Source organism: Ornatilinea apprima (assembly GCF_001306115.1).
Classification (GTDB): Bacteria; Chloroflexota; Anaerolineae; order Anaerolineales; family Anaerolineaceae; genus Ornatilinea; species Ornatilinea apprima.
In genome coordinates, this window is sequence record NZ_LGCL01000024.1 from 1 (window position 1) to 23,645 (window position 23,645).

Consider the following 23,645-nt stretch of genomic DNA (forward strand, 5'->3'; position numbering starts at 1 on the left):
AGATTAGTTTCCGCTTGCTGGAATACCGCCGACAAGCCAGAGTCAACCTCACCAGCCAGGAAGGCCAGCGGCTGCGATCTGAGCGCTCCACGGAAGTGGAAACGGTTTTCGGATGCATCAAACACAATATGGAATTCAGAAGATTCCATTTGAGAGGGTTGGATAAAGTCAATATTGAATGGGGTTTGATCAGTATTGCCCATAATATGCGAAAATTGGCAGCCAGGTAGGCTACCAATTTTTTGTTTTTTCGTTTTTATTCGATTTGCAGCTAATTTTTGGGGCTGTTTCCAAATTCTTTAGAGACAGCCCCTAACGCAAACCGTTACGCGCTTTTGCTAGATGAAGAGGAGTTATGAGCCATGAATGACAAATCGAATCATCGGATTTTTGGAATGAAATTTGCCGATGTCTACCCGCTCTACGTTCAAAAAGCGGAACGCAAAAACCGCACAAAAGCCGAAGTTGACCAAATTATCTGCTGGTTGACGGGTTATGACCAGGCAGGGCTGCTGCAGCAAATTGAACAGGGTAATGATTTTGAAACCTTCTTTGCGCAAGCGCCGGCCTTTCATCCCAACAGTTCGCTGATCAAAGGCGTTGTGTGCGGTGTGCGCGTGGAAGAAATCGAAGATCCACTGATGCAGAAAATTCGCTATCTGGACAAGCTCATCGACGAACTGGCGAAAGGCAAAGCAATCGAAAAGATTCTGCGCCAGTAATGGCTAAGCCCTTGGGTGGCGCTGGTCTGTTGCAATTTGGGTTCATCCATCTTGGAGATTTTTCTATGAAGAACAATACTTTCTGGAAAATTCTGACCATCGTAGAGCTGATCGCCGCGGCGGCCATCATTCTGCTCGATGTTCTCATCCCAACCCTGCTCATCCTCGGTCTCATAATCATCTCGCTGCTCATCCGGCGCGAGCACATCCGTTCGCTGGGATTCAAACGCCCCCAATCCTGGCCGAAAATGCTGGGCTTTGTATTCCTCAGCGTCGTCTTCCTCCAGCTTTTTGATATTGGCGTGACCGTACCCATCCTGAACCGCCTGACCGGCAAGACGATCGATTACAGCGGATTCGCTCACCTCCAGGGCAATCTGGGGCAATTGGCTCTGCTCCTGGTGATTTCCTGGACGCTGGCCGCCCTGGGTGAGGAGATGGTCTATCGCGGCTATTTGCAAAAGCTGCTCACCGACTTGTTCGGCAGCGGCCTGCCCGGCATTCTGCTGACAGTGGGGGTTTCCAGCCTGTTATTTGGCCTGGCGCACACCGAGCAGGGTTTGGTTGGCGTTGTCGTAGCAACCTTCGACGCGCTGTTCTTCAGCTGGCTCAAGTACAAATTTGAGAACAACCTATGGGCTTCCATCCTGGCCCACGGTTTTTATAATTCCATTGGCGTCATCATTTTTTACTTCACCGGGCCAATTTATGGCCTTTGGTGAGCATCATCCATAGGCCAAAAGGACATACAGCCGGGCGTCTCCCACGCCCCACAAAAAGACAGCGCAAACCGTTGGCCATCGCGGCCATGGGCAAACAAGCCATCGATCGATCAACATGAAAAAGCAGAAAGAAGTTTTTGAACTGAGGATTGAATCCCTGCGCGTTCTGGGAGAGTGGGCAGCCGCCTGCGCTGAGCGAGCGTTACCCATTTACGAAGAGCTGAATCAAGGTGATCCCCGCCCGCGTGCCGCGATTGACGGCATCCGAATCTTTGCCAGAGGCGGAAAACGAAGCGCCCAATTGCGGGTGCTCGCGCTGGACGCGTTTCGGGCAGCCCACGCAGCCAAAGACCCCGCCGCTTCCGCCGCCGCTCAAGCCGCCAGCCTGGCGGCGGCCTCCGCCTATACCCATCCCCTGGTGGACGTGCAGCAAACCGGCCACATTGTCGGCCCGGCAGCCTACGCCGCCCTGGCCATTGAGATCGACAATCAGCATGATCCCCTATTGGGCAATGCCGAAGTGCGCCGGGCCATTGAGCAAGCCCCCTTTGAAATCTGCGAGATACTGCTTAACATGCCCGCCAGAACCGCAGGCAAAAGCCGCCTGGATAAAATGATGTACGAGTTGGACCGGGGACTGCGTGACAAGTTCCCCAAGATGGGCTAATTCTCAACCCGGCAGGCAAACCGCACCGCGCGCGTATCGCACCAACCAGCCAGCGGTTGAACCTAATTCGGACAAAAACACTCTTGACACGCATATTTATCGCGGGTACTATAAAATTATGAATACCAAAACCAGCCCTCCCAACGTGTTGTCCCCCGAACAGGGTGAAGCGCTGCTCAAAACATTAAAAGCCCGCTTTGAGAAGAATATGCGCCGCCATCCAGGGGTTGCGTGGGCAGCCGTCCAGGCAAAACTGCAAGACAAGCCTGAAAAGTTGTGGTCGCTGAACGAGATGGAGAGAACCGGCGGCGAACCAGACGTAACCGGCCAGGACGACCAGACCGGCGAAATCCTTTTTATCGACTGCTCGGCCGAGACCCCCGCAGGCCGTAGAAACCTGTGCTACGACGGCGAAGCCCTGCAGTCTCGCAAAGAAAACAAGCCGCAAGATTCCGCGCTGGACGTGGCCGCCGCCATGGGCATCGAGCTGCTCAGCGAAGAGCAGTACCGGGCGCTGCAGCAGTTGGGTGAATTCGACCTAAAAACCTCCAGCTGGCTCAAAACCCCGCCAGCCATCCGCAAACTCGGCGGGGCCATCTTCGGCGACCGGCGCTATGACCACGTCTTTGTCTATCACAACGGCGCGTCCTCTTACTACGCGGTCAGAGGCTTCCGCGGGTTGTTAAGAATTTAGGTTCATCAAAGGGAACCAGACCATTCGTAGGGTGCGTTCAATCTCGCGGTTTTTACACCACCGAGCGAAGCGAGCGGGATGAACGCATCGTGATAAAACAGCGCGCGCCCTCCACATAATGGAGGGCGCGTTATGATTCCAAGAATGTTTCCCTACTTCGCCTGGAAAAACTGCACGCTCAAGCCGTTGGGGTCCTTGACCGTGAAGAATTTTGAAGCGGGCGTTTCAATGGGTCCGCTGTGCACGGGAATATTTTTGCTTTTGACCGTTTCCAGCATCGCGTCCAAAGACTCGACCGCGAAGCCAAGCGACACAAAATCACCGTGCTGCACCGCGCTTTGGCTGCTGTCGGCCAGCAGTTCCACCGTGGTTTCACCCTCCACGCCGTTGCCCAAAAACGCCAGTTCCATACCCGGCCCCGCCGCAAACCGCCGCAGGAGCTTCAGCCCCACCAGTTCGGTATAAAAAGCAATCGATTCATCCAGATGGGTTACATAGATGGTTGTCCATAAGAATTTCATGTTGTTTCTCCATTCAAGTCGAATATCTAGAATGAGGATAATCCTGGTTGTTGGCGCTTGCAAGGAGTGAATTTATGCTAGTATAAATTGTAATAGGCAGGAGGGACGATGGTCGCGAACAACGAAAAACTTCGCCACAGAGAACTGGCCGGTTTCTTAAAAACACGCAGGGCAAAGATTCTCCCCTCGCAGGTGGGGCTGGCTGCCGCCGCGCGCCGGCGCACGCCCGGCCTGCGCCGGGAAGAAGTCGCCCAGCTGGCAGGCGTCAGCCTGACCTGGTACACCTGGCTCGAACAGGGAAGGCCCATTCAAGTCTCGGCCCAGGTGGTCGAAAGCCTGTGCAGGGTGCTGCTGCTGGACAGGCAGGAACGCAGCCACCTGTACCTGCTGGCCAATCAGCCGCTCCCGGCAGACATACCGGCCTACCCGAGCGTGGTCAGCCCCATTCTGCAGCATGTGCTGGATAGTTTCGAGATCTGCCCGGCCTTCATCGCCGACCAGCGCTGGAATGTGATCGCCTGGAACGAGGCGGCGCGTTTCATCTTTGGCGATTTCACCGAAATGAACGCCCGCCAGCGCAACATCGTCTGGGGAATGTTCACCGACCCGTATTACCGGCAGTTATACGCCCATTGGGACGCGCACGCCAAGAGCCTGATGGGGCGTTTCCGCTCCACCTGTGGGAAGTACATTGAGGACGCCTGGCTGAACCAGTTCATCGAAGACCTGAAAGCCGAAAGTCCGGAATTCAACTTGTGGTGGCCTTTGCACGAAGTGCACTATGACAGCAGCATTTTCAAACAATTCAACCACCCCAAAGCCGGCGCGTTGGAATTTGAAAGCAGCAGTTTTGATGTGCCGGACCATTCCGGATTGAAGCTTTTTGTGCACGTCCCCGTCCCCGCCAGCGACACCGCCGCCAAAATGAAAAGGTGGCTGGGAGAGGGGTAAATCTGCGCGCGGTTGCGGGGCAAACGGGTGGGACTGATATAAAGCAAGATGGTGGGTTGGCTGCGTTGGATATGCCGCTCAGCATCGCGGGCGCGTCCATCTCACCGCGGATTCGCAGCCAACGCCACCCTACCGCTTGCGGGGATTTTGGACGCGGGTATAATCAAAACGGCAACGCAAAGAAAAACCCACCCACACCCTAAAGAATCGAGCAACCTATGACCATCCCCAACCTTCTCATTCGAGACGAAACCCAGGCCGATGCCGCCGCCATCAGCGATGTTACCATCGCGGCCTTTGAGACCCTGGAGATCAGCAGTCACACCGAGCAGTTCATTGTCACAGCCCTGCGGCGCGCGGGGGCGTTGAGCCTTTCGCTGGTCGCCGAACTGGACGGCCGTGTGGTGGGGCATATCGCCTTTTCGCCCGTAACAATGTCTGACGGCACGTCGGGCTGGTACGGGCTGGGGCCGGTCTCGGTGCTGCCAGAACTGCAGCGCGCGGGCATTGGCAAAGCCCTCATCCGCGCGGGGCTGGCGCGCCTCAAAGAGATGGGCGCGCGCGGCTGCTGCCTGGTGGGACACCCCGATTACTACCGCAAATTCGGCTTCGAGAACGCGGACGGCCTCGCGCTGGAGGGCGTGCCGCCCGAAGTGTTCTTCGCCCTGTCGTTCGACGGCCATATTCCCCAGGGCACGGTTACTTTCCACGAGGGCTTCGCGGCCGCCGGAGAATAAACGCAAATGCATGTGAGAACAGGAGGTTCGCTGTGGCTCGCCTGATCTACTCAGCCCTCTCCTCCCTGGACGGCTACATCGAAGATGCTGACGGCCATTTTGACTGGGCCGCGCCAGATGAGGAGGTGCATGGCTTTATCAACAATCTCGAGCGCGCGGCCGGCATGTACCTCTTTGGACGCCGCATGTATGAAACCATGCAGGTCTGGGAGACTGACCCCAGCCTGGCGGCCGGATCCCCGCTGCTGGGTGATTTCGCGCGCATCTGGCAGGCCGCCGAGAAAATCGTCTACTCCACCACCCTGCCGTCGCCATCCACGCGCAAGACGCGCATCGAGCGCACCTTCGACCCGCAGGCAATCCGGCAGATGAAAGCGACAACCGACAAAGACATTCTCATCGGCGGTCCCAACCTGGCCGCGCAGGCTCTGCGGGCCGGTCTGGTCGACGAGTACCAGCTCTTCCTCGCGCCCGTCATCGTCGGGGGCGGGAAAGCATGCCTGCCAAACCATCTTCGATTGGATTTGGAGCTGTTGGAAGAACGCCGCTTTGACAGCGGCATGGTTTTTCTGCGCTATCGGGTGAAGCCCGCCGCGGGCGGGTGACCTTCCGCTCAATCAAGTCTCAGGGCGGCCTTGAACGTGGCTCTCTCATGAATGCAGCACACCTGGAGGAAATGGATATGGTAACCTATATTGGCCCGCTGATGGTGGTGGAAGACATGGCCCGCGCGCGTGGCTTTTATGAAGATCTGCTGGGGCAAAAAGTTAAATTCGATTTTGGGGAAAACGTGCAGTTTGAGGGCGGTTTTTCCCTGCACCTCAAAGCGCATTTTCAAGCCCTGCTGGGGGGCGCGGAAACATTCCCCGTCTGCCGCCGCGCGCATTGGGGGGAAATCTATTTTGAGCTGGACGATCTCGAAACGCTCTTCCAGCGCCTCAGCAACGCGCGAGTGGAGTTCATCCATGCCATCCGCGAGCAGCCCTGGGGGCAGCGTGTGATGCGCTTCTACGACCCCGACGGCCACATCATCGAGGTTGGCGAGTCGCTGCAGGCCGTGGTCTGGCGATTCTATCAGCAGGGCCTGCCCATCGAGCAGATCAGCGAGAAAAGCGCCATGCCGCGCGCGTTTGTTGAGCAGGTCATTCGCGAGCGCAGTTAAAAAGGAAAGGCGGGCCGCTGGCCCGCCCGGTCAATCACGCCAGCGGAATGAAGATCTCCGTTTCCAGCTTCTCCGGCGCGGTCACCCGCGGATCGTTCAGGTAGCATTCATAGCTCGGCCCGGCTGCCGCGCGCCCATTGGCCTTCAGCCACTGCTCCAGCGCCACGCGCGCCTGGGGCAGGTGATCATAAGGTCCCACATGCAGGCAGCGCACCCATTGGCCGCCCGGCAGCGGGCTGGCGATGATCCGGCCGTTCCCCTCCACGCCGTCTCCAAAAGGCAGGCCAATTTCCACATCCAGCAGGCTGCCGTCCAATCCGTGATAGGCCACAAACAGCGCGCCGGTGGGCGCGCGGCCTTTTTGCAAGGCATATTGGTAAATGGCCGCCGCACATTCGCCGATGGCCGCGGGCAGGCCAGCCGGTTCCACCCGCGATCGAATAGACAGGGCGGGCTGGGGGGGACGTTCCACAAGAGTGCATGAAGTAACCGCGGACGCTTTGGGCTGATACTGCTTGCCCACCTGCCAGGCCGCTCCCATATCCGCCCCCAGGGCGCGGTAGCGATTCTCCAGGCCGGCAAACAGCAGCGGATTGGCTTTAAGAGTATCCAGGCGGCCGTTCTCACCCGCCACGGCTTCATTAACATAAACCTGCACCACCTCGCCAAAATAGACCGTGTCCATCTCAAATTCCACCTGCTGCCCGGTATAGCGGCACTCGCAGGTGATCGGAAACTCCGCGATCATCGGCGCGCTGCCCAGCTCGCCATAAAATGTGTTGAACATAGCGGATTTATCCACGCTCTTCCCGCTGACCAGCCCGCAGTAGTCGGTTTCAACCACAAAATCCGCCGAAGGCACGTTGATGCTGAATGATCCGTTCTCCAGAATGCCTCTGGTGGTGTGGTGATTTTTACTGAGTCCCACATACATCACTGCCGGTCGATAGTTCACGCCGTTGACAAAACCCACCGCCGCATAATTGGGCTTGCCGTTCACATTCGCGCCCACCAGCACAATCGGCACCACCGGCAGCGGGTTGTACGCGCCTGTTTTTAACATTCCCATTTCTTTTTCTCCTTTTCAATCCCGCCTGGCGTTGAGCATCCGGGCGGCTGTTGGTTAAGCTTCGCTTTTCAAGGGAATGCAGATGTCAAAAATCCATTTCCCCTGCGGGTGCTGCGCGGCGTCGTTATGGTAGCGCTCGTAACAGGGCGCGTCGCTGCTCTCGTAACCGCTGCCGCACAGCCACAAGTAGGCGTCTTCCCAGGCCTGCTGGATCTCGGACGGCGGGCGCTCAAAATAGCACAGCGCGTACAGCCCGGCCGGAATGGTCTGGATAAACACCTGCCCTTCCGGCGCGGTTCCCGCGGGCACAAGGTTGCAGGCATCGAAGCGGCAGCGGTCGGGCGGGGTTACCTCCGGGTTATCCCAATAGATGGCCAGCACCGTCCCTTCCCCCACAACATTGCGCGGGGCCGCCCAACGCATCAGCTCCGCGAAGCCTGCCCCGCACACTTCGGGGATGTAAGGGCCAATCTTACGCACATACGCCACCGTGAGAGCCGGCATCGCGGCAACGTCCACCCGCATGGCCGCCCTGCTTTCGCCGCGCGGCGCGTCCCTCAAAAGCCTGTCAACATCATACACCGCCCGCAGAGACGGCGCGTTTTCATTCTTGCCGGGGATGTTTCCAATCTTGCTTTTGCGGTATTGCGAAGGCGTTACGCCAAAATGCTGGCGAAAGGCCTTGGCGAAATTTTGCGAGCTGGAGAAACCGCAGTTGAGCGCGACGGTGGTGATATCACTAAACTGGGCGGAGAGCAGGCGGTTGGCGGCCAGCTCCAGGCGCAGGCGGCGGGTAAAGTCGGCCACCGTCTCACCTACCACCGCCTTAAAAATGCGGTGAAAATGGAAGCGGGAAAAAGCAGCGCTTTCGGCGATCTCCTCCAAAGAGAGCTCCCGCTCAATGTTGCGGCTGATGAAATTCATGGCGCGGCAAACGCGCTCCTGATACTCCTTCGTGGTGGGCATGGGCTGTCCTTCTCCAGCAGAGGTAGCGGAATTCTTTCTGTATTGTATTGCAGGTTGGCTGTTCTCGCCTGCGCGTTTCAGAAAAGAGAAGCTGCAATTCCCAGCACAAACAAAGCCTAGCAGCCGTTTCTTGAACAAAGATCCAGTGGATGACTGGCATCAGTACAGCTAAGTCATTGATGAAGATAATTTTGATCATTGTGCTAAGATGGCCAAAATGATTAAAATGAATCATAGAACAGCAAAAACGAAAAACACGCCAGGCTACCAGCAGACAAATAACGCAACTGCTTTTAACCAAGATGCCATTGAATGGACCAATTGGTTTGATGAAAATGAGAATTGATACCAGGCCGAAATAAAAACGCTGCTACAAATTACATCCTGGCGAGGTTGGCGTAGAAAATGGTATTGGTTAAATTCGAGGACTGTAAGATGCCCGGTCGTTCGAATTACAGTTTTCACACCACACCGCTTGATCAGCAGATTCTATCCACTCCGTTCGAGACGCAAACAAACTGGCACGTGATCACCGGCGCTCCATCCTGCGGCAAAACCACACTGCTTGATCTACTGGCCGATAAAGGTTATAAAACTATCCCCGAGAGCGCGCGCCAGTATATGGAGGGGGAGCTTGCCAAGGGCCGAACCATCCAGGAGGTTCACGCGAACGCGGCAGCTCTGCAAGCTCTTTTTTTCAAGATTCAATTCGAGGTCGAAAGGGAATTGCCGGCGGATGAGCTTTTTTTTCTCGATGGCGCGGTTCCGGGGTCCCTGGCCTGGTTTCGCCTCTTCGGGCGGAACCCGAACGAAATTTTACCGGAATGCTTCCACCACCGTTATGCTGCTGTTTTTATTCTTGACCGTTTGCCGCTGAAACAGAATGGTTTTCGTTTTGAAGAGCTGGGACAGATAGACTTCTTGGATGATTGGATCACCCGCGATTACACCGCTTTGGGATATGACGTTGTACGGGTACCGGTATTACCACCCCAAGAGCGGCTCACCTTTCTTCTTCAAAGGCTTAATGAAAAAGGACAATAATTATCCCTGTATGGAGAGCGCATGAAGACAACCATCCTCCCCCAGTACCCCGACGCGAAATCGCCGGCAGGTGCGGATATTCGCTATATGATGGACGGAAAAACCGGCAACATGATTCACAGCACGGTCCCTCCGCACCAGGTAAACAGAGCCACTGTGCACGCGACGGTCGGTGAATTTTGGTATGTGCTGGAGGGGCGCGGTGAAATCTGGCGCGATGACGGCGTGGAGAGCTGCGTTACAGCGCTGGTCCCTGGTACCGCCATCGATATTCCGGTCGGAACCGCGTTTCAGTACCGCAACATCTCCGATGAAGACCTAAAATTCATCTGCATTTCCATGCCGCGCTGGCCAGGCGATGCGGAGGCGACCTACGTTAAAGGAATCTGGCCGCCTACGGTTTGAGGGTATTTCGCAGGGCTTTTGAATCAAAAAAAGAGTTGGCAAAGCTGAGGGTGTTCCCATTCCACCATGAATTAACCAACGTCATCAGATACCTTTTCCTGCAAGGATATATTCTTTTCAAAGAGCTTTACCCAGGTGTCAGACACTTTCATCTCGGTCATCACTGAGTAATAAAGTGCGTCTGCGGGGATATCATTTGCAGTGGCGAACACGCGGGTGCACCCCAGCCGTTGCAGCCTCCGCATTCCTTCGTACAAAATGGCCTTGCCCAACCCGCGTCGCCAATGCTCGGCGGCAACCCCTACCTGCACGGTGACCGCGCTGCGGGTAGTGTCATCATAATATATAACGCAAAAAGCGGCGATATCGCCATTGGGTGTTGCGGCAACCAGGTCCAGGTCGCGCCGGTAGAGCGGTGCGGATTGCAGGTTGCGGTACCAGGAAAAATCGCCGTCATACTGAGAAACGGGTTCATCATTGTGGAAGGCGCGCCAAGAGCACCAGCTGCGGGCCGGGTGTTCACGCTCATCGCCCAGAGAACGAATTTCGTATCCAGTTGGGCATGGCGCTTGTGGTATGGGGTTCATCAAATCGCGCCAGTAATGGTGATTCCAGCCAGGGTATTGGCTGAATCCGCGCGCGGAGAGGACCTGCTGCCGCAGAGTGTCATCGGAGAATACCGGGACGATGATTCGCTGCCCGTCTTCAATCTCATAGGCGTAGTGCTGTAGTGCTGTTCAGCATAAGAGAACATTTCGTCTTCCAGCGCGGCGCTGCGATAGCGTGGGTGAATGTGCGCGCGGATTTCTCCAAAGCCAAACGCATGCATCACGGCGGCCAGCTCGCCGGTTGCGGTTTGCCAGCCAACCATCACCTGATCAAAAGGCCGGGTGAACTGGCAGGTGGCGATAAAATGCCAGCGCCAGTAATCAAGGCGGGCTACAGTCCAGCTATGTTCCAGGCGTTCGTTTGCCAAAAACACCTCGCGCAAAAAGTTGCGCGCGCGGAAGAAGTCCGATTCCGTGGAGAGAGAATGTATTGTCAGGTTCATTCCTTACTCCTCTGCGCTAAACATATCTGCTTTAATCATATGTCAATATTCCGCGGCGGGCAAAACACAAACAACTTTTTATTGCGGCGACAGGGGGAGTGAATATAATTAAAGACATGGGGTAAAAAAATATTGAGTACTTGAACTCTGTTATTGTCCACCAGAAGTAACGGAGAAAACCATGACCGCCAGCCATCCCCCCGAACCAGAAAATCAAAACCAGCCGCCCATTGAGCGGTCAAAAGCCTTCGCCTCTCTGGTGACCATTCTCACAGCTTCGGGCATTTTGGGCGTTCTGGCCGGTTTGATTCATTTGCTGGGCGCGATGGCTTCTGGATTTACCCCGGTGAGCGCGGCAGACGTGATCTTCAACATCATTTTTGGGGGAATGATTTTCTTCTGCTCAAGGGTATTGGCCAGGGGCAAAGCTCTGGTGATCTGGCTGGCCCTGGGCTGCGTTGCTTTGAGCATCCTCTACAGCTTCGTCCTTGGGCGCGGCTTTAATTATGTGATTGCAACCGTGGGCGCGCTTTTCATCTGGCAGTTGTTTAAGCTAAAGCAGCAAGGTGAATTGTCCTGAGGCGGCGGTTAGGTTACGGGCCACTCTTACCGGAGGAATCCAAATGGCGACGATTCGAGCAGGCAGCCAGGCCGTTCTATTGGTTGTTGATGTGCAGTTGGGTGTGATGCGCGGCGCGTGGAATGCCGCGCAGGTTATTCAAAACATTGGCGTCGCGGTAGAGAAAGCGCGCGCGCAGGGCGCGCCGGTCATCTGGGTGCAGCACGCGGATGATGAGCTGGTCTCCGGCAGCGCCGACTGGCAAATCGTGCCCGAGCTGCCGCCCGCCCCCGGTGAAACGCGCATCCATAAGCAGTTCAACTCGGCCTTTGAGCAGACCGCGCTGGAAGAGACCCTGGCGCAGTTGAACGCCGCGCGCATTGTGCTGGCTGGCGCGGCCACCAACTGGTGCATCCGCGCCACTGCCTACGCCGCTTTGGAGCGCGGCTACGATCTGACCCTGCTGCAAGACGCCCACACCACTGAGACGTTGGAATTGGGCGGCGGCATCAAAATTGAAGCGCAAGACATTGTCCGCGAGCTGAACATCGCCATGACCTGGCTCAGCTTCCCCGGCAGAAAAAACAGCGTTGCCCCGGCCGCGGAAGTAGTTTTTTAATGCCAGGCAGTAGGGCTGCCGGATGACTTTTGAGCAATGGATAGCATTCTGTTTGCAGTCGTGCCATAATATGGGAAGATTCACTGCCGAACTATCATAAGGAAGTCCAATTCAAATCATTGGGAGGATCAATCGAATGGCTGAATGTGAGTGTTTAGGCGGATGCCCCTTTTTCAACGACAAAATGAGTGACGCGGACGGGTTGGGGGCGTTATTCAAGAAACGCTACTGCCTGGGAGATAACTCAAAATGCGCGCGGTATATGGTGTTCAAGGCATTGGGCAAGCCCAGCGTGCCGGCCAACCTGTATCCCAATATGGTGGACCAGGCCAACGAAATCATCCAAAAAGCCCAGAAGTAACCACCTGCCAACCGTTCCCTCCCCAATGACCTGTAAAAATCATTTGTGGGACCAGGTGAATCTCGCGGACGCATAAGGAAGACGTTACCATGCCATCCCTGCCAGAGGCAATGCAAGAATTCAAAGCGCAGTTGCAAAGGGGCGTCGTCCAGCAGGCCTACCGCGGCTTGATGGACTATCTGATGACGTTAAAAACGTACCTTAAAACCAGGTACCCCGATTATTTTGTCTCCGGGGGACTGTACCAGGGCTATATGGATATGGCCTATTTCTCCTTTCACCCCGAAGCCTTCAAGCGCCGCGGCTTAAAAATTGCCGTTGTGTTCAACTTTGACACCTTCGCTTTTGAGGTCTGGCTGGGCGGGTACAACAAGCAGGTGCAGGCCCAGTACTGGGCGCTGTTCCAGCAAAGCGGCTGGAATCAATACCCGTTGGTGCCTTCCCTCAAAGGCGAAGACGCCATTGTAACCCACACCCTGGTAGAAACACCGGATTTCAATGATCTGGACGCGCTGACCCAACGCATTGAGGCCGGTACCCTCACCTTCATCGGAGAGATCGAGGCCTTCTTGTCCGCGCAGAATGATCTGCCGCGCGGATGAACGCCCGGCAAAAGAAATTATCAAGCGCGCCCTCGCGAGCGCGCTTTTTTTGTGCCTCCCTCAAATTTGGGGAAAAGCGTCCGTTACGATTGGGAATTTTGAAAGCGGTGAATGGCTTCGCGATTCTTTTCATACAGCGGCACGGCGAAGGCAAAAAACTCGTTATACACCCGCGCCAGCTCATCAATCTCCACCGGCAGCGCGCCAATGAACTGCTGGAAGTTAATCCCATCCAGCGCCGCCACCATTAATACCGCCAGGTCCAGGTCTTGCGGGTGGGCCTGCGTGCCAAAGACATAATTGAACAGATCGGCGGTGCGTTGGGTTTGAGCAGCGTAATTGCTGGCAAAGCGCGCGCGCAGCGTTTCATCGCCCTGGGCAGCCTGTAACGCCAGATAAAAACGCAGATTCCAATGGCGGTGATTCTTTAACTGCTGGGTTACTTTGCGGGCGATTTCATCCAACACCTCTTCCGGTTTGGCGTCTGGCCGCGAGCGCATCTTCATAATTTCAGCGGTGACGGCGGTGGCGTAATCCATCACATCGTAGAGCAGCTCTTCTTTGCTCTTGTAATAATAGTAAATCGCGCCGGTGGTGATGCCCGCTTCTTCGGCAATATCACGCATGGAGGTTTTTTCCACGCCCTGGCAGGCGATCAGGCGCTGCGCCGCCTCAATAATCTTCAGCTTTCCATCTTTATTCATCGCGTTCGACCTCCATAGGTATTCTATCAAAAGAATGCCTTATTGACATTCGTCTGGAAGCAATTATAATAAAAAAAGATACCAAACGTTAGGTATTTTTATCATCTATTAACCGCGTTGTGGAGGCATGGCATGTTTTTGTTTGAACCGGTTCCCTGGTATTCCATTCTGATGTGGTTTGTCGTGTTAGGCGGGCTGATCTTAATGAATGAGCTGGCGCGCATCAACAAGTGGTTTGCGCTGGCCATTTTCCTGGTGCTGCCGGCCATTCTGCCCTTTACCGTGTGGAAGCACACCGCCGCCCCCGGCTCCAGTGTGGGCACCTGGTTCCACTGGGCCAAGGTCTATTCGGCGCTGGCGGGCTGCCTGGGCTTTCTTGCCATTCGCAATCTTAAAGGTTGGGGCACCAATAAGTACGCGCTGATGTTCCCGCCCCTCATTCTGGCAATCAATATTCTCGAAGCCGTGGTGCGCGATTTTCAAACCGTCTCGGTCAACGGCATGGTCGACGGCGTGTTCACCATTGGCGGCCCGTGGAACGTGATGAATGGCATCGCCGGGTTGTTGAATATCATCACCATCACCGGCTGGATGGGCATCTTCATTGGCAAAGATCAAAAGAAAGATATGCTCTGGCCCGATATGCTCTGGTTCTGGATCATCGCCTACGACCTGTGGAACTTTGCCTATGTGTACAACTGCGTTTCGGACCACGCCTTTTATGCCGGCGCGGCCTTGCTGATCTCCTGCACCATCCCGGCCTTCTTCATTAAAAAAGGCGCCTGGCTGCAGCACCGCGCGCAGACTCTGGCCGTGTGGATGATGTTTGTGATGACCTTCCCGACCTTTGTCGACACATCCATGTTCGCGGTCAAGTCCTCTCATAACGAGACCGCCCTGTTTGTGGTCAGCGCCCTGGCCCTGGCAGCCAATGTGGCTGTGCTGGTCTATGAGGTGTACAAGATCGTCAAGACCAAACGCAACCCGCTCAAAGAGGAAATCTACACCGACCTGCCAGCTTACCAGCAGGTGGCCTCGCTGCGCTGACCCCGCCGGGCGGCAACTGCCGCGCGCCGTGACGGGGAATAAGCCGCAACCACTCGTGGGAAAGGCTTATTCCCTGTCTCTTTGCCAGCGGCCAGGCAACTATCACAAAAAATTACGGTCCAATCACCCCTGCCCCTCATCGCCATACGACAGACCGGTTTGATTTTTGAATAAAGACAACCCGCCCCCAGGGCGGTGAAAAATCAAAAAAGGTAACCAAGATGGAAACATTCAAAGTGCTGAAGATTAAAGAAAGTGTGTTTGAAGACAACAACCGGCAGGCGGAAGCCATCCGGCAAGACCTGAAGAAAAACAAAACCTTTCTACTCAACCTGATGTCTTCGCCCGGCTCAGGCAAAACCACCACCGTTGTCAGAACAATTGAAGCGCTCAAAGACGAGCTGAAGATTGGCGTGGTGGAAGCCGACGCAGACTCGGACGTAGACGCGCGCACCGTCTCGCTGACCGGCGCGAAAGTGATTCAACTGCACACCGGCGGCATGTGCCACATGGACGCCAACATGACCCGCCAGGGGCTTGTGGAAATGGGCAGCGATGGGCTTGACTTTGTGATCCTGGAAAACATCGGCAACCTGCTTTGCCCGGCCGATTTCGATACCGGCGCGGTAAAAAGCGCCATGATCCTGAGCGTGCCCGAAGGCGACGATAAACCGCTCAAATACCCGCACATGTTTGAAGTGGTCGATGTGCTGCTGGTCAACAAGATCGACGCGATGGACTTCTTCAACTTTGACCTGCAGGCCGTTACCGAGCGGGTAACCAGACTGAACCCGCACATCCGCATTATTCCCATCTCGGCCAAGACCGGTGAAGGCATCGCAGAATGGGCGGAGTGGGTCCGCGCGGAAGTTCACCAATGGAAAAACCAATAATCACCTTTTTGCGAGAGAGGCATCCGAATGGCGACAAAGCTAAAAGTGTTGGAATTTGCGAATAAAGTCAGTCGAAAGAAAATGGGGTCGAAAGCGGCCATCAAACCCACTGACCCGGAATACATGATCCTTGAGCCGGTGGTCAGCGACGAAATGGCCGAGGTGGCGCTGTGCCTGGAATTCCGCAAGCCGCAAAGCGCCGAAGAAGTGTCCGCGCTGTGCGGCAAACCGCTGGAAGAGACCGCCCGCCTGCTGTGGGACCTGGCCATGGCCGGGGTTTGCTTCGTCAACAAAATCGACGGGGTGGATAAATACTGGTACGACACCTGGGTGCCCGGCATCATGGAAATGATGACCAACAATAAAGAGAACGTCAAAAAGCACCCGCAGATCGCCGAGGCCTTCGAGGCCTACGGTCGCGTGCGCGGGGCGGCCACCGCGGGCAACTTCCCGGTGGGTATCGGCCTGATGCGCGTAATTCCCATTGAGAGCGCCATTGAAGGCAATTCCAGAAAAGCCTCTTACGAAGAAGTTTCCAAATACCTTAACGACAACAGCATCTTCTCGGTTTCCGACTGCTCGTGCCGCACGGCGCGCGAAGCGATGGGCGAAGGCTGCGGGCACCTGAAGGAAGATATGTGCATTCAGTTGGGACACGCCGCGGAATATTACATCCGCACCGGCCGCGGGCGCGAGATCACCCGCGAAGAGGCCTTTGAAATCATCCAGCGCGCCGAAGAGAACGGCCTGGTGCACCAGATTCCGAACACCGACGGCCCCGGCAAAACACACGCCATCTGCAACTGCTGCGGCTGCTCGTGCCTTTCGCTGCGTACCGCCGAGATGTTCATCAACACCGACATGGTGCGCTCCAACTATGTATCGCATGTGGATATCGAAAAGTGCGTGGCCTGCGGTGAGTGTGTGGTATCCTGCCCAACCAACGCCCTGCAATTGGGGCAAAAAATCTGCGGCAGCACGCCCATCACGCGCCCCGAGCGCGAGACCCCGCGCGATAACGATTGGGGCCCCGAAAACTGGAACGCCGACTACCGCTACAACCGCAAAGACGTGGTTGAAACCGGCACCAGCCCCTGCAAAACCAGCTGCCCGGCGCATATCGGCGTGCAGGGTTACATCAAACTGGCCTCGCAGGGCCGCTATACCGAGGCGCTCGAGCTGATCAAGCGCGAGAATCCCTTCCCGGCGGTGTGCGGGCGCATCTGCCCCCGCAACTGCGAGTCGGCCTGCACACGCGGCGACATTGACGACCCGGTGGCGATTGATGAGATCAAGAAATTTATCGCCGAGCAAGACCTGAACAAAGACCAGCGCTACATGCCCAAGATCATGCATAACTACGGCAATAAAATTGCTGTGGTGGGCGCTGGCCCGGCCGGGCTTTCTTGCGCCTATTACCTGGCCATTGACGGCTATCAAGTAACCGTGTTTGAAAAGCAGCAAGTGCTGGGCGGCATGCTCACGCTGGGCATTCCCTCTTTCCGCCTGGAGAAGAACGTGGTCAACGCCGAAATCGACATCCTCAAAGAGCTGGGCGTGCGGTTCAAGACCGGCGTGGAAGTGGGCAAAGATGTGAGTCTGAATGACCTGCGCGCGCAGGGCTTCCAGGCCTTCTACCTGGCGATTGGCGCGCAAGCCAGCCGCAAGCTCAACATTGAGGGCGAAGACGCCGAAGGCGTGATCGCCGGGGTGGATTTTGTGCGCAGCGTCAACCTGAATGAAGGCGTGCGGTTGAGCGGCAAGGTGGTGGTCATCGGCGGCGGTAATGTAGCCATTGATGTGGCTCGCAGCGCGGCGCGCGTGGGCGCGGGCCAGGTGGACATGTACTGCCTGGAAAGCCGCGCGCAGATGCCCGCCCTGGAAGAAGAGATCGAAGAGGCCCTGGCCGAAGAAATTATCATCAACAATGGCTGGGGGCCCAAACGCATTGTTACCGACAAAGGACGCGTTACCGGCGTGGAGTTCAAGAAATGCGTTTCCGTCTTCGATGAAAACGGGCGCTTCAACCCGAAGTACGACGAAAACGACACCAAATTGGTGGAAGCCAACTATGTGCTGGTTTCCATCGGCCAGGCCATAGATTGGGGCCGCCTGCTGGAAGGCTGCGGCGCGCAGTTGAATCCCAACAAAACCATCCAGGCCGACCCGCTCACCTACCAAACCGGGCAGCCCGACGTGTTCGCCGGCGGAGACGCGCACACCGGCCCCCGCTTTGCCATCGACGCCATCGCCGCGGGCAAACAGGCTGCCATCTCCATTCACCGCTTTGTGCACCCCGGCCAGAGCCTGACCATTGGCCGCAGCAACCGCGATTATATCGCGCTGGATAAATCGGACCTGTTCCTCGACAGCTACGACCGCATGCCGCGCCAGAAAGCCGCGCACCTCAACGGCGGCAAATCCAAAGACAGCTTCAAAGACCTGCGCCTGACCTTCACCGAAGAGCAGGTTCGCAAAGAAACCGAACGCTGCCTGGGCTGCGGCGCCACCGTGGTGGACGAAGCCCTGTGCGTGGGCTGCGGCGTCTGCACCACCAAATGCAAGTTCGACGCCATCTCGCTGGTGCGCAAGTATGACGGCGTCGGCGCCGCCCTGCCCGACATGAAACCGATTGTGATCAAGCACATGCTCAAACGCAAAGTGAAGATCGTGGGCAAGAAGGTGTCCCGCTCGCTCAAATCCATTCTGAAGCACTAAGGCCAATGCCTTCAAACGCCAGGGGCGGACGCGTCTGCCCCTGGCCAACAAGGACCGGCCGTCTGACAGGTGAAGCCCTTGCACGAACTTGGAATCATGTTTAACGTTGTCCGCTCGGTGGAAAGTTTTGCCCAAAAAAACGGGGTAAAAACCATCGCCACTCTGGTGCTGCAAATTGGGGAGCTTTCTCCGGTTGTGCCACAGTATATTGAGGCCTGCTACCCGGCCGCCGTGGATGGCACCCTGCTGCAAGACACCGAGCTGAAAATTGAGATCCTGCCCGGCAACGCGCTGTGCCAGGGCTGCGGCAAGGTCTTTAATCTGTTGGCCAGCGGCAAGCAGTGCCCGCACTGCGGCGGGCAAAGCTGGGAGGTATTGAGCGGCAGGGAATTTATGATTAAAGAAATTGTGGCCTGCTGAGCAAAGCTCAGAAAAAAGTCCGCGCGCCTGGTGGTTTCGCCGGGCGCGTTTTTTGTTTTCTGCCATAATAGAAAGAAGAAAATGATCATCAGCGAGATGGCAATATGAGCGCCCCCCAAGCCCCCGAAATCAACCTGGCCGGCCCGTGCGGCTTTTACTGCGGGACGTGCCGCCATTACCTGGCCAGAAGCAAAGGCTTATTAAAGGAAAAGCACCTTAAAGACGGCTGTAAAGGCTGCCGCGCGCAGGACAAGAAATGCGCCTGGGTAAAACGCGACTGCGTTTTGCTGCGCAAGCACCAGATCGCCTTTTGCTTTGAGTGCCCAAATTTTCCCTGCGAGAATCTCAAAAAGTTTGACGAGCGGCATATCCGCGAAGACCAGTTGAGCCCCATCGAAAATCTGCTGCGCATCAAAGAAGTCGGCGCGCGGCAGTGGCTGGCAGAGCAGGCAGAGGCCTGGAAATGCCCGCAGTGCGGCGGCAATCTGTGCGTGATCGACCGCGAGTGCTACGACTGCGGTTATCCATGCCCATAATATGATAGGGGCAACTTGCCTGTTTTTTGTCGGCGACCGATCTTTAAATGAATTTCGCTCTCCGTCAGGGAGGGCGTTTTTCATTCTCGGCTTATAAATTTGGGATTTGTTGGCAATTGCAGCTATAATATCGCTTGATTTCAAAACAAGCAGCATCAACAACAGAAAGCGTACCGACCATGCAACCCGCTCCGGAAACCAGTTCCCCATCTTCGTCAGGCAAAATCAAACTTATGCTGCGCCAGCACCCACTGTTGGCTTTTTTTATCCTCGCCTATGCCATCTCCTGGATTCTTTCAATCCCCTTTATCCTTGCGGAATGGGGCGTATTGCAAGGTGATTTCAGACTCGTGTTTGTGATCAAGTCTTTTGGGCCTTATCTCTCGGCAGCCATTCTGATCGGTATTATCGAAGGTAAGAATGGCCTGCAGCGTTTTCGCCAGCGCATGCGCCAGAGAAAAGCCGGCTGGCAATGGTACCTGTTCATTCTTCTGGGAATCCCCACGCTGATCCTGCTGGGAATCGCGGTGCAGCCCGGCGCGTTGGCAGGCTTTCTGGGAGTTCAACCTGTTTTGCCGCTCACTTATCTGGTTACTTATATCGCGGTGATGTTTGGCGGCGGGCCGCTGGGCGAGGAGCCGGGCTGGCGCGGATTTGCCCTGCCCCGCCTGCAGCAGCGTCACGGTCCGCTGTGGGGTACGCTGATCCTGTCTGTATGCTGGACCTGCTGGCATCTGCCAGACTTTTTAACCTCCGCCCAGGGGGGAGGCCCCGGAACCGGACTATCCGCTTTTTTGGTAAACTTTCCCATTTTTCTGGCCCTGGTCACCGCCATCGCCATCCTGCTCACCTGGATTTATAATCGCACTGGCGGGAGTATTTTTCTTGCCATTCTGGCGCACGCCAGCGTTAACACTCCCCAGGTGGTTTTGGTGCCGCTTTTCCCCGCAGTGGATACCACCAGCCTGAACCTGGCCGCCATGATCGGCTTTGGAGTGAGCGCCCTGGTGATCCTTATTCTCACCCGCGGGCAGCTTGGTTACCAGGCAGAGAAGTAAAGCGAAACCAAAACGCTCAAAAATATTATACAGACATTCTGAACTCACTCATCAAGGGTGAAATTAAATGTCAATCCAGAAGCGCCTCCAATTTTGGAGCGCTTTTTTATTGAAACTTCAGTTTTAATATCTATAATCATAAAGTGCCTAAAATGCCAATATTATTGGATCTTGTCATTCCTAATCAAACAAGGATTCATACGGAATGAAAATCACCATCTTTGCGGCTGGTTCACAAGGGGACATTCAGCCCTGCGTGGCGTTGGGTAAAGGCTTGCAGCGGGCAGGCTATCAGGTGAGCCTGGCCGCGCCAGAGGATTTTGCCGAATTTGTGCAGCGGCATGCCCTCGAATTTCGCCCGTTGCGCGGGGATGTTCAAAAAATCATGGCCAGCGACACCGGCCGGGAATTTATGCAAACCGGCGGGCAAAATCCGCTTACCTCCATCCGCACCATGCGCGTTTTGCTGGCCCCAGTGATCCGCGAGATGACCGCAGACGCTTACACGGCCTGCCAGGACGCGGACGGCTTGATCTGCCTGGGCGTGGTCAGCGCCTTCGGAAAGTCCATTGCTGAGGCGCTGCAAATTCCCATGCTGAATATCGAGCCTACCCCGCTGCTTCCCAGCCGGTCTTTCCCCGCGCCATCCTGGCCCATCCAGCGCAATTTGGGCGGCTTGCATAATACCCTTTCGGGCAGAGCCATGCTGCAGGTGGTCTGGTATTGGTACCAGCCCTTCGTCAACGACCTGCGCCGCCGACTGGGTCTGCCCCCCTTCAGCGGATCTCGTTTCTACCGCGCGTTAAGAGACACGCCCCTGATCGGCGCTTACAGCCCTGGCATCATCCCCCAACCACCAGACTGGCCGGAGCACGCGCACGTCAGCGGCTATTTATTCCTCGATTCGCTGGCAGACTGGCAGCCACCCGCCGGCCTGACCGAGTTCCTAGAGGCGGGCGAACCACCCGTCTACATCGGGTTTGGCAGCATGTCCGGCCAGAGCCCCGAAGTGTTGGCGGAGCTGGTGATCAACGCCCTGGCCCAAAGCGGGCAGCGCGGGGTGCTGCTGACCGGTTGGGGCGGGCTGCGCCCCGAAATGCTGGCGGACAACATCTTCGTGCTCAATTCTGCGCCGCATAACTGGCTGTTTCCGCGCATGGCGGCGGTGGTGCACCATGGCGGGGCGGGCACCACCGCCGAAGGGCTGCGCGCGGGCGTGCCTTCGATCATCGTGCCCTTTATTCTCGACCAGCCCTTCTGGGGCGCGCGCGTGCAGTCGATGGGGCTGGGACCGGCGCCCATCCCGCAAAAGAATTTGACCGCTGAAAGCCTGGCCGCGGCCATTACCAGCGCGGTGACCGATACCGCCATGCGCGAGCGCGCCCGGTTAACCGGCGAAGCCATCCGCGCCGAAGACGGGGTGGGCAGCGCGGTCAAGCTCGTCCAGCGCTATTTTGGCGATCCCCATTAATGGATGACAGGCAGAGATCAATGAACTCAAAAAACGATTCGCGAACCGTAGTGCCCTATCTGCGCGAGCGCCAGTTGATGGTCGACGGCGGGCAGTTGGGGCTGCAGAAACACACCATCCACGGGCTGGTGGAGTTTGACATCACCCGCGCGCGCGAGAATATTCGGCAGTACCGCGCCCAAACCGGCCAGGCGCTGTCGTTCACCGCGTTCTTTTTGTTCTGCCTGGGAAAAGCTATTGACGCTGACAGGAATATGCATGCCTACCGCGACTGGCGCAACCAGCTGGTGATCTTCGACGACGTGGACGTGAACATGCTCTTCGAAGTGGAAGTGGACGGCCAGAAAGCCATTCGCCCGCACATTCTCCGGGGCATCAATCATAAAACCCCGGCCGAGCTGCACCAGGAAATGGAAGCCTTCCAGAAGGGCTACCAGGAGAGCCGCGAATCCAAATTCATTGAGTGGTTTGTGCGCCTGCCGCAATTTGCCCGGCGTATGTTTTTAAGAGTTTTGTTTAAGAATCCGCAAATGGTAAAAGAGCTGTACGGCACCGTGCTGCTGTCTTCGGTGGGCATGTTTGGGCGCGGGAGCGGCTGGGCCATCCCGGTGCCCAATCACACCCTGCAGTTGACCCTGGGCGGCATGGCCGAGAAGCCGGGGGTGGTGCAGCATCGCGTGGAAGTGCGCGAATATTTGAGCGTCACCATCAGTTTTGACCATGACGTCGTCGACGGCGCGCCCGCCGCGCGCTTTATGCAGCGGCTGAAGAAGCTGGTCGAGAGCGGCGTAATCGAGTAAGGCAGTGTTGCCCCCAAAGGGGGCATGCCGCGCAAGACATTCGGGCGTTCCCGACTGGCGGGGGCGCTTTTGATTGAATCCTGTGCTCCAGTTGTATAATCAAATCAGGGTATTCGCCTGTCCGCAAGGAGGGAATTGTGGACCGCCTCACCCATTGGATCAGACAACATCAGGTGCTGGCATTTTTCATCATCACCTTTGCCATCACCTGGCCAGGATTTTTCCTGGTATTTTTCATCTTCCCCGGCAACCAGATTGTAGAAGCCGTCTGCTCGCAGGTGGTCTTCAGCCCCGCTCTATCGGCGATGTTGATCGCGGGCATTGCCGAGCCGCGCCCCAAACTTGAGCCCAGCCGCTGGCGCTGGGTCACGTTCGCCGTATCGTGGCTGGTCGCTTCCATCGTGCAAACCCTGTATTTCTGGAAAATTTACCAGGCTCAACTCACCGCGCCCATCGTCATCATCAGCTGCCTCTTCGCGCTGATGCCCGCCTGGGTGCTGTCCAGCGCCTATGCCCGCAAGCCCGGCGTTCGCAAGCTTTTCTCCACCCTGCTCAAACCGCGCGGCAGGGTGATCTGGTATTTGCTGATCTTTGCCATCTTCCCCGGCATTCTTCTTTTAGGCATGGGCATCACCCGCCTGATGGGCGGGCAGGCCGAGTTTTATCTGGCTGAGGCCGGGTTCGAGGGCGCGGCCACCTATATCCTGCTCGAATTCTCGCGCGGATTCCTGATGACCGGCGGTATTAATGAAGAAAGCGGCTGGCGCGGGTTTGCCCTGCCCCGCCTGCAGGCGCGCTACCCGGTGATCGTTTCGGTTCTCATCGTATGGTTTTTTTGGGCGCTGTGGCATATCCCCTACGACATTGGCCGGGGCGACCCGCTCGCCTGGATATTGGAGAACCGCATCGTCTGGAATCTTCTGGTGTCCATCCTCATGGCCTGGCTGTACAACCGCACCCACGGCAGCATCCTGGCCCCGGCGCTGTTCCACCCCGCCATGAACACCTTTGGCAATGTTTTTTCGCTGAACACCGCAAGCCGGGTGCTCATCATCGCGGTGGCGGTGATCGCCTTCGTCTCCGACCGCATGTGGCAGAAGCTGCCTGAAGACAGCCTGGCGGTATATCGGCAGGTGGTTTGAGCAA

General features: G+C 56.5%; 31 protein-coding genes. 25 read left to right on the top strand and 6 right to left on the bottom strand.

Features of this window, described 5'->3' with window-relative positions:
- From ADN00_RS09695 to ADN00_RS09715, 5 genes are all read left to right on the top strand, one after another.
- Positions 1–230 (top strand): transposase (locus tag ADN00_RS09695; protein WP_160317508.1); only part of this gene is annotated, 230 nt, incomplete at its 5' end.
- Positions 231–362: 132 nt separating this feature from the next.
- Entirely contained in the window at positions 363–722 is a 360-nt protein-coding gene (locus tag ADN00_RS09700; RefSeq protein WP_075062781.1) for a DUF2200 domain-containing protein, read from the top strand.
- A gap of 65 nt (positions 723–787) precedes the next feature.
- Positions 788–1,444 (top strand): CPBP family intramembrane glutamic endopeptidase, encoded by a 657-nt coding sequence (locus ADN00_RS09705; RefSeq protein ID WP_075062782.1) that lies wholly within the window; start codon positions 788–790, stop codon positions 1,442–1,444.
- Positions 1,445–1,559: 115 nt separating this feature from the next.
- The gene (locus ADN00_RS09710) at positions 1,560–2,111 is read left to right on the top strand and encodes a putative immunity protein (protein WP_075062783.1); all 552 of its coding nucleotides are present in this window, start codon (positions 1,560–1,562) and stop codon (positions 2,109–2,111) included.
- Positions 2,112–2,229: 118 nt separating this feature from the next.
- Positions 2,230–2,805, top strand: a complete 576-nt coding sequence (locus ADN00_RS09715; RefSeq protein WP_075062784.1) for a DUF4256 domain-containing protein — start codon at positions 2,230–2,232, stop codon at positions 2,803–2,805.
- 152 nt (positions 2,806–2,957) lie between these two features.
- Here ADN00_RS09715 and ADN00_RS09720 read toward each other — a convergent pair whose 3' ends face one another.
- Positions 2,958–3,326: a VOC family protein gene (locus tag ADN00_RS09720; RefSeq protein ID WP_075062785.1), complete on the bottom strand. Its 369-nt coding sequence runs from the start codon at positions 3,324–3,326 to the stop codon at positions 2,958–2,960.
- 108 nt (positions 3,327–3,434) lie between these two features.
- Between ADN00_RS09720 and ADN00_RS09725 the strand changes: the two genes are divergently transcribed.
- The 4 genes from ADN00_RS09725 to ADN00_RS09740 all read left to right on the top strand — a co-directional run bounded on the left by ADN00_RS09725 (position 3,435) and on the right by ADN00_RS09740 (position 6,176).
- The gene (locus ADN00_RS09725; protein ID WP_075062786.1) at positions 3,435–4,277 is read left to right on the top strand and encodes a helix-turn-helix transcriptional regulator; all 843 of its coding nucleotides are present in this window, start codon (positions 3,435–3,437) and stop codon (positions 4,275–4,277) included.
- A gap of 218 nt (positions 4,278–4,495) precedes the next feature.
- On the top strand, positions 4,496–5,014 hold the full coding sequence (locus ADN00_RS09730) for a GNAT family N-acetyltransferase (protein WP_075062787.1): 519 nt from the start codon (positions 4,496–4,498) through the stop codon (positions 5,012–5,014).
- A gap of 32 nt (positions 5,015–5,046) precedes the next feature.
- Entirely contained in the window at positions 5,047–5,619 is a 573-nt protein-coding gene (locus ADN00_RS09735) for a dihydrofolate reductase family protein (RefSeq protein ID WP_075062788.1), read from the top strand.
- A 47-nt stretch (positions 5,620–5,666) separates the two neighbouring features.
- Complete coding sequence (locus ADN00_RS09740) at positions 5,667–6,176, top strand: VOC family protein (protein WP_201781177.1); 510 nt, start codon at positions 5,667–5,669, stop codon at positions 6,174–6,176.
- Between the two features lie 34 nt (positions 6,177–6,210).
- Here ADN00_RS09740 and ADN00_RS09745 read toward each other — a convergent pair whose 3' ends face one another.
- Complete coding sequence (locus tag ADN00_RS09745) at positions 6,211–7,245, bottom strand: GyrI-like domain-containing protein (protein ID WP_075062790.1); 1,035 nt, start codon at positions 7,243–7,245, stop codon at positions 6,211–6,213.
- A 54-nt stretch (positions 7,246–7,299) separates the two neighbouring features.
- Entirely contained in the window at positions 7,300–8,211 is a 912-nt protein-coding gene (locus ADN00_RS09750; protein WP_075062791.1) for an AraC family transcriptional regulator, read from the bottom strand.
- A 217-nt stretch (positions 8,212–8,428) separates the two neighbouring features.
- Here ADN00_RS09750 and ADN00_RS20415 point away from each other — a divergent pair, with 217 nt between their 5' ends.
- The 3 genes from ADN00_RS20415 (at position 8,429) to ADN00_RS09760 (ending at position 9,660) form a co-directional block, all read left to right on the top strand.
- The gene (locus tag ADN00_RS20415; RefSeq protein WP_269083466.1) at positions 8,429–8,557 is read left to right on the top strand and encodes a hypothetical protein; all 129 of its coding nucleotides are present in this window, start codon (positions 8,429–8,431) and stop codon (positions 8,555–8,557) included.
- 89 nt (positions 8,558–8,646) lie between these two features.
- Entirely contained in the window at positions 8,647–9,255 is a 609-nt protein-coding gene (locus ADN00_RS09755) for an AAA family ATPase (protein WP_160317509.1), read from the top strand.
- 21 nt (positions 9,256–9,276) lie between these two features.
- The gene (locus ADN00_RS09760; protein WP_075062792.1) at positions 9,277–9,660 is read left to right on the top strand and encodes a cupin domain-containing protein; all 384 of its coding nucleotides are present in this window, start codon (positions 9,277–9,279) and stop codon (positions 9,658–9,660) included.
- A 71-nt stretch (positions 9,661–9,731) separates the two neighbouring features.
- Here the strand turns inward: ADN00_RS09760 and ADN00_RS09765 are convergent, their stop codons facing one another.
- Positions 9,732–10,247 (bottom strand): GNAT family N-acetyltransferase, encoded by a 516-nt coding sequence (locus ADN00_RS09765; protein ID WP_075062793.1) that lies wholly within the window; start codon positions 10,245–10,247, stop codon positions 9,732–9,734.
- A complete protein-coding gene (locus tag ADN00_RS09770; protein ID WP_075062794.1) occupies positions 10,247–10,711 on the bottom strand; it encodes a hypothetical protein in 465 nt (154 codons plus the stop codon). Before ADN00_RS09770 ends, ADN00_RS09765 begins: the two co-directional genes overlap by 1 nt.
- Before the next feature lie 181 nt (positions 10,712–10,892).
- Between ADN00_RS09770 and ADN00_RS09775 the strand changes: the two genes are divergently transcribed.
- The 4 genes from ADN00_RS09775 (at position 10,893) to ADN00_RS09790 (ending at position 12,852) form a co-directional block, all read left to right on the top strand.
- Positions 10,893–11,291, top strand: coding sequence for a hypothetical protein (locus ADN00_RS09775; RefSeq protein ID WP_075062795.1), 399 nt, complete (start codon positions 10,893–10,895; stop codon positions 11,289–11,291).
- Between the two features lie 43 nt (positions 11,292–11,334).
- Complete coding sequence (locus ADN00_RS09780; RefSeq protein WP_075062796.1) at positions 11,335–11,889, top strand: isochorismatase family protein; 555 nt, start codon at positions 11,335–11,337, stop codon at positions 11,887–11,889.
- A gap of 136 nt (positions 11,890–12,025) precedes the next feature.
- A complete protein-coding gene (locus tag ADN00_RS09785) occupies positions 12,026–12,250 on the top strand; it encodes a hypothetical protein (RefSeq protein ID WP_075062797.1) in 225 nt (74 codons plus the stop codon).
- A gap of 89 nt (positions 12,251–12,339) precedes the next feature.
- Positions 12,340–12,852: a DUF7000 family protein gene (locus tag ADN00_RS09790; protein ID WP_075062798.1), complete on the top strand. Its 513-nt coding sequence runs from the start codon at positions 12,340–12,342 to the stop codon at positions 12,850–12,852.
- Positions 12,853–12,935: 83 nt separating this feature from the next.
- Here ADN00_RS09790 and ADN00_RS09795 read toward each other — a convergent pair whose 3' ends face one another.
- Complete coding sequence (locus ADN00_RS09795; protein ID WP_075062799.1) at positions 12,936–13,556, bottom strand: TetR/AcrR family transcriptional regulator; 621 nt, start codon at positions 13,554–13,556, stop codon at positions 12,936–12,938.
- A 132-nt stretch (positions 13,557–13,688) separates the two neighbouring features.
- Here ADN00_RS09795 and ADN00_RS09800 point away from each other — a divergent pair, with 132 nt between their 5' ends.
- The 9 genes from ADN00_RS09800 to ADN00_RS09840 all read left to right on the top strand — a co-directional run bounded on the left by ADN00_RS09800 (position 13,689) and on the right by ADN00_RS09840 (position 23,641).
- The gene (locus tag ADN00_RS09800; protein WP_075062800.1) at positions 13,689–14,603 is read left to right on the top strand and encodes a DUF5692 family protein; all 915 of its coding nucleotides are present in this window, start codon (positions 13,689–13,691) and stop codon (positions 14,601–14,603) included.
- 221 nt (positions 14,604–14,824) lie between these two features.
- Positions 14,825–15,496 (top strand): hydrogenase nickel incorporation protein HypB, encoded by a 672-nt coding sequence (hypB, locus tag ADN00_RS09805; RefSeq protein WP_075062801.1) that lies wholly within the window; start codon positions 14,825–14,827, stop codon positions 15,494–15,496.
- 27 nt (positions 15,497–15,523) lie between these two features.
- Positions 15,524–18,214: an FAD-dependent oxidoreductase gene (locus ADN00_RS09810; protein ID WP_075062802.1), complete on the top strand. Its 2,691-nt coding sequence runs from the start codon at positions 15,524–15,526 to the stop codon at positions 18,212–18,214.
- A 78-nt stretch (positions 18,215–18,292) separates the two neighbouring features.
- Positions 18,293–18,634 (top strand): hydrogenase maturation nickel metallochaperone HypA/HybF, encoded by a 342-nt coding sequence (locus tag ADN00_RS09815; RefSeq protein ID WP_075062803.1) that lies wholly within the window; start codon positions 18,293–18,295, stop codon positions 18,632–18,634.
- Between the two features lie 104 nt (positions 18,635–18,738).
- Entirely contained in the window at positions 18,739–19,170 is a 432-nt protein-coding gene (locus ADN00_RS09820) for a DUF3795 domain-containing protein (protein ID WP_075062804.1), read from the top strand.
- Between the two features lie 179 nt (positions 19,171–19,349).
- On the top strand, positions 19,350–20,228 hold the full coding sequence (locus ADN00_RS09825; RefSeq protein WP_075062805.1) for a CPBP family intramembrane glutamic endopeptidase: 879 nt from the start codon (positions 19,350–19,352) through the stop codon (positions 20,226–20,228).
- A 205-nt stretch (positions 20,229–20,433) separates the two neighbouring features.
- Positions 20,434–21,699 (top strand): glycosyltransferase, encoded by a 1,266-nt coding sequence (locus ADN00_RS09830; RefSeq protein WP_075062806.1) that lies wholly within the window; start codon positions 20,434–20,436, stop codon positions 21,697–21,699.
- Positions 21,700–21,719: 20 nt separating this feature from the next.
- Entirely contained in the window at positions 21,720–22,499 is a 780-nt protein-coding gene (locus ADN00_RS09835) for a 2-oxo acid dehydrogenase subunit E2 (protein WP_075062807.1), read from the top strand.
- 137 nt (positions 22,500–22,636) lie between these two features.
- The gene (locus ADN00_RS09840; RefSeq protein ID WP_075062808.1) at positions 22,637–23,641 is read left to right on the top strand and encodes a CPBP family intramembrane glutamic endopeptidase; all 1,005 of its coding nucleotides are present in this window, start codon (positions 22,637–22,639) and stop codon (positions 23,639–23,641) included.
- The last annotated feature ends 4 nt before the right edge of the window (positions 23,642–23,645 follow it).